The sequence below is a fragment of the Massilia sp. DJPM01 genome, from assembly GCF_030348125.1.
Classification (GTDB): Bacteria; Pseudomonadota; Gammaproteobacteria; order Burkholderiales; family Burkholderiaceae_D; genus Telluria_A; species Telluria_A frigida.
The window spans coordinates 33,080-47,225 of record NZ_JAQOZV010000008.1; the positions used below are offsets into that span (position 1 = coordinate 33,080).

Here is a 14,146-nt window from a genome sequence, read left to right on the forward strand (position 1 = left end):
ATGGCTGCTACCCCAATCAAGCGCGGCGTCGTCCTGGTGGCGGACGACGATCCGGTCATGCGCCTGCTGATGCTCGAAATGCTCGGCCAGGTCGGCCTGGACGCGATCGAAGCGGAGGACGGCCTGCAGGCCGTCGCCCTGTACCAGAGCATGGCGCCGGACCTGATCCTGCTCGACGTCGACATGCCCAATATGGATGGTTTTTCGGCCTGCCGCGAAATCCGCCGCATCGAGACCGGGGCACCGGTACCGATCATCATGGTCACCGGCGGCGACGACATCGAAGCGGTCACCAACGCCTACGAGGCCGGCGCCACCGACTTTGTGTCGAAACCGATCAACTGGCCGATCCTCGGCCACCGCGTGCTGTACGTGCTGCGCGCCAGCGACGCCATCGTGCGGCTGCGCATCGCCGACGCCCACAACCGCGCGGTGCTGGCCGCCATCCCCGACACCTTTTTCCGGCTCGGCAAGGACGGCGTCTACCTCGATTACGAACAGGGCCACGACGCCTCGGCCGCCATTCCCGCCGAACTGTGCGTGGGCAAGCACATCACCGAAGTGCTCCCGCGCGACATCGCCGAGCGCCTGCTCGAACAGATGCACTGCGTGCTCGACACCCAGCACGTGCGCTCGGTCGAATATGAACTGGCCAGCTTCGGCATGGTGCAGCATTTCGAGGCGCGCCTGGTGGCCACCGGTCCCGACGAAGTGCTTGGACTGGTGCGCGACATCAGCGAGCGGCGCCGCACCGAGGAACAGATCCGCCGCCTGGCCTATTGCGACAGCCTGACCGGCATCCCGAACCGCCAGGCGTTTCTCGAAACGCTGGAACGCGAACTGCACCGCTCCAAGGTCGGCAAGAAAAAGTTCGCGGTGCTGTTCATGGACCTGGACGCCTTCAAGCGCATCAACGACACCCTGGGCCACAACGTGGGCGACCATCTGCTCAAGATCGTCTCGGAGCGCCTGCGCGAAACCATCCGCCCGAGCGACCTGGTCTCGCGCGGGGACCAGTCGCACAACCTGGCGCGCCTGGGCGGCGACGAATTCACGATCCTCATTCCCGACCTGGAGCGGGTCGAGAACGCGCTCAATGTGGCGCACCGGGTCAAGGAAGCGATGCGCCGTCCCTTCCTGATCGAGGGGCACGAGATTTTTGTCACGGCCAGCATCGGCATTTCGCTGTTCCCGGAAGACGGCGACGATTGCGACTCGCTGCTCAAGTTCGCCGACACCGCCATGTATCACGCCAAGAACTGCGGCAAGAACAACGCCAAGTTATACAGTTCTTCGCTGACCATGCAGATCATGAGCCACGTCAAGCTCGAAGTGGGCTTGCGCAAGGCGCTCAGGAACGAAGAACTGTATTTGCTGTACCAGCCGCAGATCGACGTGTGCTCGTCCGACATCGTCGGCGTCGAAGCACTGGTGCGCTGGCGTCATCCGGAGCGCGGCATCATCTCGCCGACCGAATTCATTCCGCTGGCCGAGGAAACGGGGCTGATCGTGCCGATCGGCGAGTGGGTCTTGCGCACCGCCTGCAACCAGGCCAAGGCCTGGCAAAAGGCGACCGGGCGCGCGATCCGCATGGCGGTCAATCTGTCGGCCAAGCAGTTCAAGGATGAAAACCTGACCCAGATCGTGCTCTCGGCGCTGCACGATTCGGGGCTCGATCCCAAGATGCTGGAGCTGGAACTGACCGAAGGGACGCTGATGGACGACGCCAAGGCGACCATGGCGACCCTGGAGCAGTTGCGCGGGATCGGCGTGTATCTGTCGATCGACGACTTCGGGACCGGGTACTCGTCGATGAATTATCTGAAGCGCTTTGACGTGCGCGCGCTCAAGATCGACAAGAGCTTCATTTGCGGGCTGCCGCAGGATTCGGAAAACGCCGCCATCACGCGCGCCATCATCGCCATGGCGCATGGATTGAAAATGGTGGTGGTGGCCGAAGGCGTGGAGACCGATGAACAGCTGGTGCTGCTGGAGGAGTACGGGTGCGACCTGGTGCAGGGGTTCTATCTGGGGCACCCGTCGCCGCATGAATCGATCACGCTGATGCTCAATAAAGCCGGAGCGATGGCGCTGGCGATGAAATAGCATCACGGCTTCCCGGAACCCACAGTCTTCTATCCGTCGCCCCCGCCGAGTGCCGCCTTGGCGCGGGGGCGACGGGTCATTTGAACGTCAGCGTATGCCGCGCCACCCCCGGCAGCAACGGCGTCGGTTTCGCGCTCACCCAATCGGCGTGGCCGTCCATGAAAAACGGCGACAGCGGATGCCCGCTCTGCCCACCCGGCATGTTGAACACGCCCTGCTCTTCCTTCCCGGGCGACACCGTCATCCGCTCCGACTGCCCGAAGTTTTTGCCCGCCACGCGCGGCATGTTGGCGTCGCCAGGGAGCATATCGGCCGGTGCGCTCAGCCAGCGTGCCATGAATGGCGCCGCCAAGGCAATCGGATGCGCAATCGCCGCCGTATTGCGTTGACCCCATGTAGCCGCCGCCAACGGCGTGCCGTCGGCCGCCAGTTCCGCGATCACCCTGTCGATCGCTTCGAGCTGCACCGACTGCCAGTTCGCGTGCCCCGGCGGCAGCCAGGCCAGCGGCTGCTCGTCGAGCAGGCGCGTGACCACTTCCGGCCAGCGCGATGTCGCCAGCGCCATGTTCGACTTGGGATGCAGCGCGGCCAGCTCGCCATCGACGCCCTCGAACAGCACGCTCCCCGCCGACCACATGAAGTGGCGCGCCAGCCGGTAGCCGACCGAGTCGACGCTGGCGCGTCCGCTCCAGCTCTTGTTCAACAGCGCCAGGAACTGCGCGCGCTGCGGCTTGCCTTGCAGCGCCGCCGCATCGAGCACCTTGATCGCGCGCTCGCGCCACGGAGCGATGAACAGCGCGCGGTCGTCCAGCGCCACGCCGTACACGCCCGCCAGGTCGGTCTTCGGTCCGAGTGCGGCCAGTCCGTCGCGTATCTGGCGGTTGCGCGCGCCGATATCGAAGCCGCCGTCGCCGAGGATCAGCGCATGCGCGCCGTTCAACTGGCGGCTGTTGGCGGTGGACAGCTGGCCACCGGGCGGATTGACCACGCGCGGATAATCGGCTGGCGCCAGCGCACCGTCGAAACTGGCCTGCCCGCCATCGACCGCCAGCGGAAAGGTGGCGCCGCTGCCCGGCTGGGTGCGGCGCGGCAGCGGGCCGGAGATGGTCCAGCCAATATTGCCCTTGTCGTCGCCGCCGACGAAATTCTGCGACGGGATGCCGATGGTGGCCGCGATCGCCAGCGCTTCATCGAGCGTGTCGACCGTCTCCAGCCGGATCGGATCGAGATTGAGCGAGGCCGGCGCGTGCGCCAGCCAGTGGATGGCATACGGCCGCCCGCCGCTCTCGCGCACGGGACCGAGCGAGGTGTCGAGCACCGTCATCTTCTCGGCTGGCGCGCCCTTCACCAAAATGGTTTCGACCACGCCGACCGGCTTCTCCCAGCCCGCCGGAGTGCGCAACTGGTCCGGGTGCTGCGGGTCCTGGCCCAGCATCACCAGGTCCAGCAAATCGGCGTAGCTGTTGGTGTAGCCCCAGGCGACATGGCCGTTGCTGCCGGCGATGATGACCGGCGGTGCGCCCGGCAAGGTGACGCCGACGATGCGGCGCGGCGCGCCCTTGGCGTCGGGGTACTGGATCGCCAGGCGGTACCAGATGTTGGGCAGTGACAGGCCGAGATGCATGTCGTCGGCGATGATCGCCACGCCATCCTTGCTGCGGCTGCCGGCCAGCGCCCAGTTGTTGCTGCCGACCGAGTCGATGAAGTCGGCCGCGGCGCTCTTGTGGGCGCCGGCTTGACGCGGCTTGCCCCACCATGCCGGCGGCAGCGGCGGCAGCGGCACCGGCGTGAACGCGACACCGGCGGCGTCGAGCGGGGCATCCCACTTGCTGGCCTCGGGCAGCAGGAAGGCCAGCTGCGCGGGGTCGCTGTGGTCGCGGATCCAGCCGCGGGTCAGTTCGCGCGGTTCGACCGTGCCTTGCAGGTCGAAGTACATCGCGCACACCACCAGCAGCGAGTCTTCGGCGCTCCAGGGACGCGGTTTGACGCCGAGCAGGGCGTATTCGAATGGGTTGGCGCCAAGCGCCCCCAGGCCGGCGTTGACGCCGGCGACATAGCGCTCGAGCAGCTGGCGGTCGGCGGGAGCGAGCAGCTTGAGCGACGCGGCCACGCGCGCGCGGAAGCGGTGCAGGCGGTTGGCGCGGTCGCGCGGCAAGGCGCGTGCGCCGAACAGTTCGGCCAGTTCGCCGGCGCCCGTGCGGCGCAGCAAATCCATCTGGAAGAAGCGTTCCTGCGCATGCACGAAGCCAGTCGCGTAGGCCACGTCGGCGCGGCGCTCGCCGCTGATCAGCGGCACGCCGCGCTCGTCGCGCGCCACCGTGACCGGGGCCGACAGGCCGGGCGCCCGCATCCCGCCATCGAGCCGGGCCAGGCTGGCGCGCAGGTACAGCCACACGGCCAGTGCGGCGAGCACCAGCAGAACAAGCAGGCCGAGCAGCAGCCGTAAGGACCAGACTTTGATTCCACGCGTACGCATAACATTCCCCGGGGTTGATTTCGCAAGGCATCTTGCCAGAAAAATCGGGCTGCGCGCAAACATTGTTGACGCCAACCAAGGCGCGAGACTGGAACATGTGAGAGGTTCCCCTTGACCGTTTGATATGGATCACGCCCCCTGTCCAGCAGCCCTCTTAAGCTATGTCAAGGAACTACACGGCCATGCGCAAAGCCGGTGTGCGAAAGGAGATAGTGATGCGTAAGCTCATGACGGTGTGGATAGTCACGCTGTTGCTCGCAGGCTGTGCCACGCCGCAGCAACGGGCCGCTGCGGCGCAGGCGGAGATGGAGCGGATGATGACCGTGTACGGCCCGGCTTGTTCCAGGCTCGGTTATCCGTCCAGCTCGGATTCGTGGCGCAATTGCGTACTGCAACTCAGCGCGCGCGACGATCTGCAGCGCTATGGTTATCCCCACTATGACGGCGGTATGGGCCGGTCGCACTGGTCGCTGGGCTGCTATTGGGGGCCGTACTGGTAGCGCCTGCCGCCGATTGGCGGGCAAAGCCGCTCTTGGTCAGCGCCACGCGCGATTGCAGCAAGTGTTCGATGAGTTGCTGCGCGTGGCGCACCAGCGCGGGGTGGCGGGCGTCGCGCGGATGCAGGGCCAGGCGTACCAGTGGCGAAGCGTGCATCAGCCGGGCGAGTGTCCAGGCGAGCCGTGGGGAAACGATGCGCCCGGCGCGGTTGCGCGCCGCGTACACCAGGGATGGCGATAGCAAGGCGGAGGACGATGGCGGCGGTGGCGATTCGGAGAACGCGGGTTCCCGCCGACTGCCGCCCTGGCGCGGGAACGACGGATGCAAGAGAGGGGCAGGAACCGGCGGAGTCACGGACGGCTCCGACATCGATGGATTCACGGACTGTCCCGGAGTTGATGGAATCAAGGACTCTTCCGGCATCGATGGATTCATGGACTGCGCTGGAATCGATGAATCCAAGGATATCCGCATCAGAACGTGAAAGTGACTCCACGTAGTCGTGTAGAGAAACGGGTAGCTGCGCACCGCCTCCCAGGCACCGTCACTGAGCAGCCACGCGGGCGCGACAAACCCGCTGGCTGGCCAGCCCCGCTCATCGAACCATGCCAGCCCCAGTTCGATGCGGCGCCTTGCTTCGTGCGCGTCGAGCGCGGCGAATTCGCCCTCCCCTTCGGTGTACACGCCGCGCAGGAACCGGCTGCGCCAGCCAGCGTCCGGTGCGGCCGTATCCAGATGCGCGTACCCGTGCAGCGCGATCTCGTGACCATCGGCCAGCAGGCTGTCGAGCGCCGCCTCGCAGGCCGGCGAGCGCCCCTCGCCGCCATGCCAGCGCGGCACCGCCAGCCAGGTGACGGGAATATCGGCCACCGCGCGCACGGCCTGCAGCAGGCGCAGGCAGTCGGGCCAGGTGGCCGGCGCGACGTCGTGGATGACGACGCACAGCGCCGCCGGCTCATTCGGTGGCGCAGACACGCTCCGCCTCCAGGTCGGCCCGCGCGCCCGACGCCAGCAAGCCCGCGTAACGGTTCATCAGCTGCGGCATGATGCGGTTCCAGTCGTAAAAATCGTGCGCCTTGCGCGACGCCGCACGCGACATCGACGCCAGGTCCTTGCCGAAGATCGCGTCGATGCCTTGCGCCAGGCTGTCGACGCTGTTGGGCCGCACCACGATGCCCGTGCTGTCATCGATCAGTTCGGCCACGCTGCCGCCACGCGTGCCCACCACGGGCAAGCCGCACGCCATCGCTTCGGGCACGATCAGGCCGAAGGTTTCGCAATCGCCGGGATGGACCAGCACATCGCAGCTGGCCAGCAGGCCGGCCAGCACGCGCTGGTCGCGCTGGAAGGCGATCACGCTGGTGCGGGCGCAATGCGGCAGTGCAGCGCCGCCGCCGATCAGCAGCAAGTGGTACGGCGGCCCCAGCTTGCGCACGGCGTCGGCCAGCACCGCCAGCTTTTTCTCGGCGGTGAAACGGCCGGCGTAGACCAGCAGCCGCGTTTCCGGCGCCAGTCCGAGGCGCTCGCGCAGCGACCCGCTGCGGCGCTGCGGGCAAAACGTGCGGATGTCGATCCCGAGCGGCTGGTGCACCACGTCGCGCACGCCGATGGCGGCCAGCTGGTGCATCATCAGCCGGCTCGGCGCAAGCACCAGGTCGAACTGCCGGTACAGGTGGGCCAGGTAGGCGCCGGCGGCGCGCCGCGCGGCCTGGCCGAAACGTTCGTGCACCAGGCGCGCCAGATCGGAATGGTAGAAGGCGACCGCCGGCACGCCCAGCGCGCGCCGCACGCGCAGCGCCGCCCATGCGCCGTGGCCGGCGTCGCCGGCTTCGATCAGGTCCGGCTGCAAGCCGCGCATGATGCGCGCCGGCGCGCCAATCGAGAGCGGCATGCGAAAGCCGTGCACGCCGGGAAAGGGGATGGCGGGAACGCGCCGCAATGCCGGCGTGCCGTCGCGGCTGTCGACATTGGTACTGAGGATGGTGTGGCGCACGCGCTTGCGCTGCGCGAGCCAGGCCGCCTTGGCGTTGAGGTAGGTGCTCACGCCGCCGCCTTGCGCGGCATAAAACATGGTGATGTCGACGAGGTGCATGCTGGTGGACTCGGTTGGGAGAGCACACCATAGCAGCCGATAGCCGATGGCGTTTGAGCGCACGCAAACGCGCGCCGCGCCAGGGCGGAAACCGCTAGCTGCGAGCCCGGCCTGCCCGCAGCCGGGATGCGCCTACAGCACCTTGGCCTGTCTCAGGGCGGCAATCGCGTCGGCGTCATAGCCGAGGCTGGCAAGAATGTCGTCGGTGTGTTCACCCAGCGCCGGGCCGAGCCAGCGGGTCTGGCCCGGCGTGGCCGACAGCTTGGGCGTAATCGCAGGCAACTTGACCGGCGTGCCGTCGCTGAAGTGGTGCTGCTCGAACATCTCGCGCGCGAGGAATTGCGGGTCGCTCATCATGTCGCGCACCGAATAGATTTTGCCGGCCGGGACATCGGCCGCCTGCAAGGTCGCCAGCGCGCTGTCGATGCTTTGCGTGGCGCACCAGGCTTGAATCGCCGCGTCGATCTCGGCGCTGCGCGGCACGCGGCCATCGTTGCGCGCCAGTTGCGGGTCGCCCGCCATGTCGATGCGGCCCATGGCCAGCATCAGGCGCTTGAAAATGGCGTCGCCATTGCCGGCGATGACGATGTTCTCGCCATCGCCGGTGGTGTAGGTATTCGACGGCACGATGCCCGGCAGCGCGCCGCCGGTACGCTCGCGCACCACGCCGGCGTGGTCGAACTCGGGCACCAGCGACTCCATCAGGTTGAACACGGCTTCGTACAGCGCCACGTCGACCATCTGCCCTTCGCCGTCCGCGCGCCCGCCGCTGGCGTCGCGGTGGCGCAGCGCCATCATGGCGCCGATCACGCCGTGCAGCGCGGCCACCGAGTCGCCGATCGACACGCCCACCCGCACCGGCGGGCGGTCCGGATGGCCGGACACGTAGCGCAGCCCGCCCATCGATTCGCCGATGGCGCCGAAGCCCGGCTGGTCTTTCATCGGGCCGGTCTGGCCGAAGCCGGACAGGCGCACCATGATCGCGGCCGGGTTCAGGGCCTTGATCTGTTCATAGCCAATGCCCCATTTTTCGAGCACGCCGGGGCGGTAGTTTTCGATGATGATGTCCGCTTCCAGCGCCAGCTGCCTGGCGATGGCGCGGCCGCGTTCATCCTTCATGTTGAGGGTGATGCTTTTCTTGTTGCGCGACTGGACCGACCACCACAGCGAGGTGCCATCCTTGAGGATGCGCCACTGGCGGATCGGATCGCCGCCATCGGGCGCTTCGACCTTGATCACGTCGGCGCCGAATTCGGCCAGCATGCGCGCGCAGAACGGACCGGCGATCAGGGTGCCCAGTTCGAGCACCTTGATGCCGGCCAGCGCGCCGGGCTTGAATGGCGGCGCCGTCATCAGGTGCTGCGCCGGTCGAGCATCGCGCGCGCGATGGTGCCCGGGTCGACGTATTCGAGTTCGCCGCCGACCGGGACGCCACGCGCCAGGCGGCTCACTTTCAAGCCGCGCGCCTTGAGCATTTCGCTGATGTAGTGCGCGGTGGCCTCGCCTTCGTTGGTAAAATTGGTGGCCAGGACCACCTCGCCGACCACGCCGTCGGCGGCGCGCACCAGCAGTTTGTCGAGGTGGATGTCCTTGGGGCCGATGCCGTCGAGCGGCGACAGGCGGCCCATGAGGATGAAGTACAGGCCCTTGTAGGTCAGGGTCTGTTCGATCATCATCTGGTCGGCCGGGGTTTCGACGACACACAGCAAGGTGGTGTCGCGCTGGTCGTCGAGGCACAGGTCGCACACTTCGGTTTCGGCGAAGGTGTTACACAGGGCGCAGTGGTGAACCGCGTCGACCGCCTGGTACAGCGCGCGCGAGAGCATCGCGGCGCCCTCGCGGTCGTGCTGCAGCAGGTGGAAGGCCATGCGTTGCGCCGACTTCGGGCCGACGCCGGGCAAACGGCGCAGCGCTTCGGTCAGGAAGTCGAGCGATTTGGACATTTAGAACGGCATCTTGAAGCCGGGCGGCAGCTGCATGCCGGCCGAGAGGCCACTCATTTTTTCGGTGGACGTCGCTTCGGCCTTGCGCACGGCGTCGTTGAAGGCGGCGGCGACCAGGTCTTCCAGCATGTCCTTGTCGTCGGCCAGCAGCGACGGGTCGATCGAGACGCGCTTGACGTCGTTCTTGCAGGTCATGACGATCTTCACGAGGCCGGCGCCGGACTGGCCTTCGACTTCGACGCTGGCCAACTGTTCCTGCGCCTTCTTCATGTTGTCCTGCATGGCTTGCGCCTGTTTCATCAAGCCTGCGAGCTGGTTCTTCATCATGGTGGTTCTCCGGGATTCAAAAAAATGGTCAATAAGGGGGTGTCGGTTCAGGCCGACGCGCTTGGGGCGGGACGCACCGAGCCGGGCACGATGAACGCGCCAAGGTCGCGCATCACGTCTTTCACGAACGGGTCGTTGGCCACGGTTTCCTCGGCCACGCGCTGGCATTCTTCGCGGTACGCGATCGCCTCGGCGCTGGCCGTGTACCACACCTGGCCGATGTCGATCTCGAGGTGGACCTTGGTCGTGGCGAAGCGTTCCTGCAGCGCGGCGCACAGTTTTTCGGTATTGCCGCTGGCGCGCAGGGTGTCGATCGGCACACGCAGGCTGAAGGTGGTGACGTTACCGTCCACCACGCAGGACACCAGTTCGGTTTGCAGCGCCAGTTGCTGCGACACGCCGCGCAGCGCCAGGCCGGCCGCGAGGCCGGGCCAGTTGCCGTCCCACTCGATCTCGGGCACCGGGGTGATGACGTAGGCGGGACGCGCACGCGCGGGTGCGCGCATGGCGGCAGCCGGTGGCGCTTCCTGGGCGACGGCGGTGTCGTCGGAAAATTCGGTGACCCACGATGGCGGCTCGTCATCCTGCGTTTCGGGATAGTGCGCTTCCGGCATCGGTGGCGGCGCCGGCGGCGGGGCGGCAGCCTGGGGCTGGTCCTGCTCCCACGGCGGCGGCGCCTTCGATGCGGCGGGCGCCGCCGGCGCGGGTTCCGGCTCCGCTGGCGGTGGCGCCGCAGCGGCGGCGGCGTTGGCGGCGGCCTGGTTCGACATCGCGGTCGGACGGCGCGGCGACGAGGTCTGGCCACGGCTGGCCGAACGCGCCGCTTCCAGCGCGGCGTTGATGGCGGCACGCGCCGAGTTCATGGCCGGCACGTTGGCGGCCGGCGCCGCAGCCTGCACGGGCGGCGGTGGCGGCATGCGTGGCGCCGGTGGCGGCGCACTGGCCACGGCGTGGCTGGCGACGGCCGCCGAGGCGGCGCGTGCCGGCGCGGCGGCGGCAGCAGCGGCGGCACGCGCCGGCGTAGCCGAACGGGCCGCGCCGGAAGCTGCCGGCGGCGCACCCTCGGCGCCGCCGTTACCGGGGCGGAAAGCGAGCATGCGCAACAGCGTCATGGTGAAGCCGGCGTATTCGTCGGGCGCGAGGCCGATCTCGTTGCGGCCGTGGACGGCGATCTGGTAATACAGCTGCACTTCCTGGGCGTCGAAGGCCGCCGCCAGGCGCAGGATGTCGGCCAGTTCGGGCAAGTCTTCCGGTACGGCGGACGGCACGCTTTGCGCCAGCGCGATCCGGTGCAGCAAGGTGCCCAGGTCTTGCAGCGCCCCGTTGTACGACAGGCTGCGGCTGGCCATTTCGTCGGCCACCGCCATCAGGTCGGCGCCGTCTTGCGCCAGCAGGGCGTCGAGCAGGCGTACCAGGTAAGTCTGGTCGAGCGCGCCGAGCATGCCCTGCACCGCGTCGAGCGTGACTTCGCCGGCCGCGTAGGCGATGGCCTGGTCGGTCAGCGAGAGCGCGTCGCGCATCGAGCCGTGCGCGCCCTGGGCCAGCAGGCGCAGGGCCGGCTGCTCGAAGCTGATGCCTTCCTGGCCGAGGATGTTATCGAGGTGGCTGATGATATGCCCCGGCGGCATCTGCTTGAGATTGAATTGCAGGCAGCGCGACAGCACGGTGACGGGAATTTTTTGCGGATCGGTGGTCGCCAGGATGAACTTGACGTGCTCGGGCGGCTCTTCCAGCGTCTTCAACATGGAGTTGAAGGCGTGGTTGGTCAGCATGTGCACCTCGTCGATCATGTAGACCTTGAAGCGCGCGTTCGAGGGGGCGTACACGGCCTGCTCCAGCAGTTGCGCCATTTCGTCGACGCCACGGTTGGACGCGGCGTCCATCTCTATATAGTCGACGAAGCGGCCGGCATCGATGGCGGTGCAGGCATCGCACACGCCGCACGGGTCGGCAGTGATGCCGCCGTTGCCGTCAGGGCCGATGCAATTGAGCGATTTGGCCAGGATGCGCGACAGGGTCGTCTTGCCGACACCGCGGGTGCCGGTGAACAGATAGGCGTGGTGCAGGCGGCCGGTTTGCAGGGCGTGCGTCAGCGCGCGCACCACGTGCTCCTGGCCGACGAGCGTGTCGAAATTCTTGGGACGGTATTTGCGGGCGAGGACTTGATAGGACATGCTGAATTTTACCGTAGATAGCGAACGCGGCGGGGATTCCCGCTCCCCGAAAAGGCCATTGTAGCAAGAGCGCGCGCGAATGCGAAAGCACCGCTTGTGCGGACGGGCTGCGACTGTGCTGGGGGAAGGTAGGACGGAGACTGGACAACAGGGAGATCGAAAGAGGCGAGCCTGATCTGCGGCACTTATGGTTAACGGCCGTGGCTGCTTCGTTCCCGACCTGACCAGGTTAGCCATGCCACAATGCGCAGGGGCCCGCCAGCGACAATTATAACCGACCGGGAGAATTTGTGGGGAACAGCTTGCAGGCTCATCCCGGCAGTTCGAGCACCTGCACGCTTTGCCGCAGCGAGGCGGTCATCGGCGCAAGCGCGTCGGTCGGCGTGAGGACGATTTCGAAGCCAAAGTCGACCACCACATGATGTTCCACCTTGCGAAAACCGTTGACCGCGGCCGCGTAGCATCCCGGCGGCACATCGATGCGCTGCCAGCCCTCTTCCGGATACCACTCCAGGAACACAGCCAGGTCCGCAATGATGAGGCGGCCCGCCACCCGCAGCGGAAACGAGGCGTCCCTCACGATGATCAGTTGGTCAGGAACGGCGGACGCGTCCCCGTCCATGCGCACCAGTACCCGGTAGGAACTGTCGTTGATGCCAATAATTGGCATCACGATGCCCTGCTCCACCACCCTGTCGCCATCGGCGGTGCTCGTGAAGCGCCGGTACGGATTGTCGCCCTCGGCAATGCTGCCGAAGTACGCTTGCAAGCCCTGGTCGTCGAACACCACGATGCCGCCAAAGTCGACGACCACCTCGAACTGCCGCATGCTCATGGCACCACGGTCCTGTTGTTATCCGCAGCCGGCCGGGTCGAACTGGCCGGCGGCCGCGGCACCAGGGGAACAGTGCTGTTCCCTGCTAAATACCCAGCTCCTGCCAGATCGAATCGACGCGCGCCTTCACTTCCGGCGTCATGCTGATCGTCGTACCCCACTCGCGATTGGTCTCGCCCGGCCATTTATTGGTGGCGTCAATGCCCATCTTGCTGCCCAGCCCGCTGACCGGCGAGGCAAAATCAAGGTAATCGATCGGGGTGTTGTCGACCAGCAGCGTGTCGCGCATCGGGTCGACCCGCGTCGTGATCGCCCAGATGACCTCTTTCCAGTCGCGGATGTTGACGTCCTCGTCCACCACCACGATGAACTTGGTATACATGAACTGGCGCAGGAAGCTCCACACGCCGAACATCACGCGCTTGGCGTGGCCGGCGTACTGCTTTTTCATCTGCACCACGGCCATGCGGTAGCTGCAGCCTTCGGGCGGCAGATAAAAGTCGGTGATCTCGCTGAACTGCTTCTGCAATAGCGGAATGAACACTTCATTGAGCGCCACCCCAAGCACGGCCGGCTCGTCGGGCGGCTTGCCTGTATACGTGGAGTGGTAAACGGGGTCGCGCCGCATGGTGATGCGGTCGATGGTAAACACCGGAAAACTGTCCTGCTCATTATAGTAACCAGTATGGTCGCCAAACGGCCCTTCCAGCGCGTGCTCGTAGCCAGTCGGATGGTTCGGATCGGCGTAAATATGCCCTTCCAGCACGATCTCGGCCGAGGCCGGCACGCGCAGTTCGCTGCCGATCGCCTTGGTCAGCACCGTGCGGCTGCCGCGCAGCAGGCCGGCGAACTGGTATTCGGACAGGCTGTCCGGCACCGGCGTGACCGCGCCGAGAATGGTGGCCGGGTCGGCGCCCAGCGCCACCGCCACCGGATACGGCCGGCCCTTGGTGGCGATGCCATGTTCGCGGAAGTCGAGCGCGCCGCCGCGGTGCGCCAGCCAGCGCATGATGACCTTGTTCGGCCCGATCACCTGCTGGCGGTAGATGCCCAGGTTCTGGCGCTTCTTGTTCGGGCCCTTGGTGATCACCAGGCCCCAGGTGATCAGGGGCGCGATGTCGCCCGGCCAGCAATGCTGGATCGGCAGGCGCGCCAGGTCGACGTCGGCGCCTTCCCAGACGATATCGTGGCAGGCGGCGCCGCGCACTTCCTTGGGCGACATATCCCACACAGCCTTGACCAGGGAACCGAGCCCCATCAAGTCCTTGAAGCCCTTGGGCGGTTCCGGCTCCTTGAGGCGGGCCAGGACATGGCCAATCTTGCGCAGCTCGCTCACATCGTCGGCGCCCATGCCGAGCGCCACGCGGCGCGGCGTACCGAACAGGTTGCCGAGGACCGGAATCGTGTGGCCGGTCGGTTTTTCAAACAAAATGGCCGGTCCGGCAGCCCGCAAAGCGCGGTCGCACACCTCCGTCATCTCCAAATAAGGTGAAACCGGCATCGAAATGCGCTTTAATTCGCCCATTTCTTGCATTTTCGACATGAAATCGCGCAAGTCTACGTAATTCATCTGTTTTAAATTCTTTTTTTCATGTAAGCATGGTTGTTCAATTAGCCATGCCAAGTGGTTGATTTCATAGGACTTTGCTGCGATGCAGCACAAAAAGCTAGATCTAAAAGTAATATAGAACGTTT

Annotated in this window: 10 protein-coding genes and 1 other RNA gene; 1 reads left to right on the plus strand and 10 read right to left on the minus strand. The window is 66.4% G+C overall.

The genetic code is table 11. The annotated features are described in order from the left end of the window. Positions 1 to 2,106: a bifunctional diguanylate cyclase/phosphodiesterase gene (locus PO883_RS07670; protein ID WP_289309225.1), complete on the plus strand. Its 2,106-nt coding sequence runs from the start codon at positions 1 to 3 to the stop codon at positions 2,104 to 2,106. A 76-nt stretch (positions 2,107 to 2,182) separates the two neighbouring features. Here PO883_RS07670 and PO883_RS07675 read toward each other — a convergent pair whose 3' ends face one another. From PO883_RS07675 to ubiD, 10 genes are all read right to left on the minus strand, one after another. After that, positions 2,183 to 4,582, minus strand: coding sequence for a penicillin acylase family protein (locus tag PO883_RS07675; RefSeq protein ID WP_289309226.1), 2,400 nt, complete (start codon positions 4,580 to 4,582; stop codon positions 2,183 to 2,185). A 396-nt stretch (positions 4,583 to 4,978) separates the two neighbouring features. Beyond that, entirely contained in the window at positions 4,979 to 6,055 is a 1,077-nt protein-coding gene (locus tag PO883_RS07680; protein ID WP_289309227.1) for a DUF2334 domain-containing protein, read from the minus strand. Further along, entirely contained in the window at positions 6,036 to 7,172 is a 1,137-nt protein-coding gene (locus PO883_RS07685) for a glycosyltransferase (RefSeq protein WP_289309228.1), read from the minus strand. Before PO883_RS07685 ends, PO883_RS07680 begins: the two co-directional genes overlap by 20 nt. Positions 7,173 to 7,304: 132 nt before the next feature. Next, positions 7,305 to 8,525 (minus strand): CaiB/BaiF CoA-transferase family protein, encoded by a 1,221-nt coding sequence (locus tag PO883_RS07690; RefSeq protein WP_289309229.1) that lies wholly within the window; start codon positions 8,523 to 8,525, stop codon positions 7,305 to 7,307. After that, positions 8,525 to 9,115, minus strand: a complete 591-nt coding sequence (gene recR, locus PO883_RS07695; protein WP_167091376.1) for a recombination mediator RecR — start codon at positions 9,113 to 9,115, stop codon at positions 8,525 to 8,527. The genes PO883_RS07690 and recR overlap by 1 nt, the downstream gene beginning before the upstream one ends. Continuing rightward, on the minus strand, positions 9,116 to 9,442 hold the full coding sequence (locus tag PO883_RS07700; protein WP_167091379.1) for a YbaB/EbfC family nucleoid-associated protein: 327 nt from the start codon (positions 9,440 to 9,442) through the stop codon (positions 9,116 to 9,118). It abuts the gene before it with no gap. 47 nt (positions 9,443 to 9,489) lie between these two features. Further along, positions 9,490 to 11,616: a DNA polymerase III subunit gamma/tau gene (locus PO883_RS07705; protein WP_289309230.1), complete on the minus strand. Its 2,127-nt coding sequence runs from the start codon at positions 11,614 to 11,616 to the stop codon at positions 9,490 to 9,492. A gap of 161 nt (positions 11,617 to 11,777) precedes the next feature. After that, positions 11,778 to 11,876, minus strand: an RNA gene (gene ffs, locus PO883_RS07710) — signal recognition particle sRNA small type. Between the two features lie 50 nt (positions 11,877 to 11,926). Continuing rightward, entirely contained in the window at positions 11,927 to 12,451 is a 525-nt protein-coding gene (locus tag PO883_RS07715) for a hypothetical protein (protein ID WP_289309231.1), read from the minus strand. Between the two features lie 85 nt (positions 12,452 to 12,536). Beyond that, the gene (gene ubiD / locus PO883_RS07720) at positions 12,537 to 14,021 is read right to left on the minus strand and encodes a 4-hydroxy-3-polyprenylbenzoate decarboxylase (protein WP_289309232.1); all 1,485 of its coding nucleotides are present in this window, start codon (positions 14,019 to 14,021) and stop codon (positions 12,537 to 12,539) included. Positions 14,022 to 14,146: the final 125 nt, after the last annotated feature.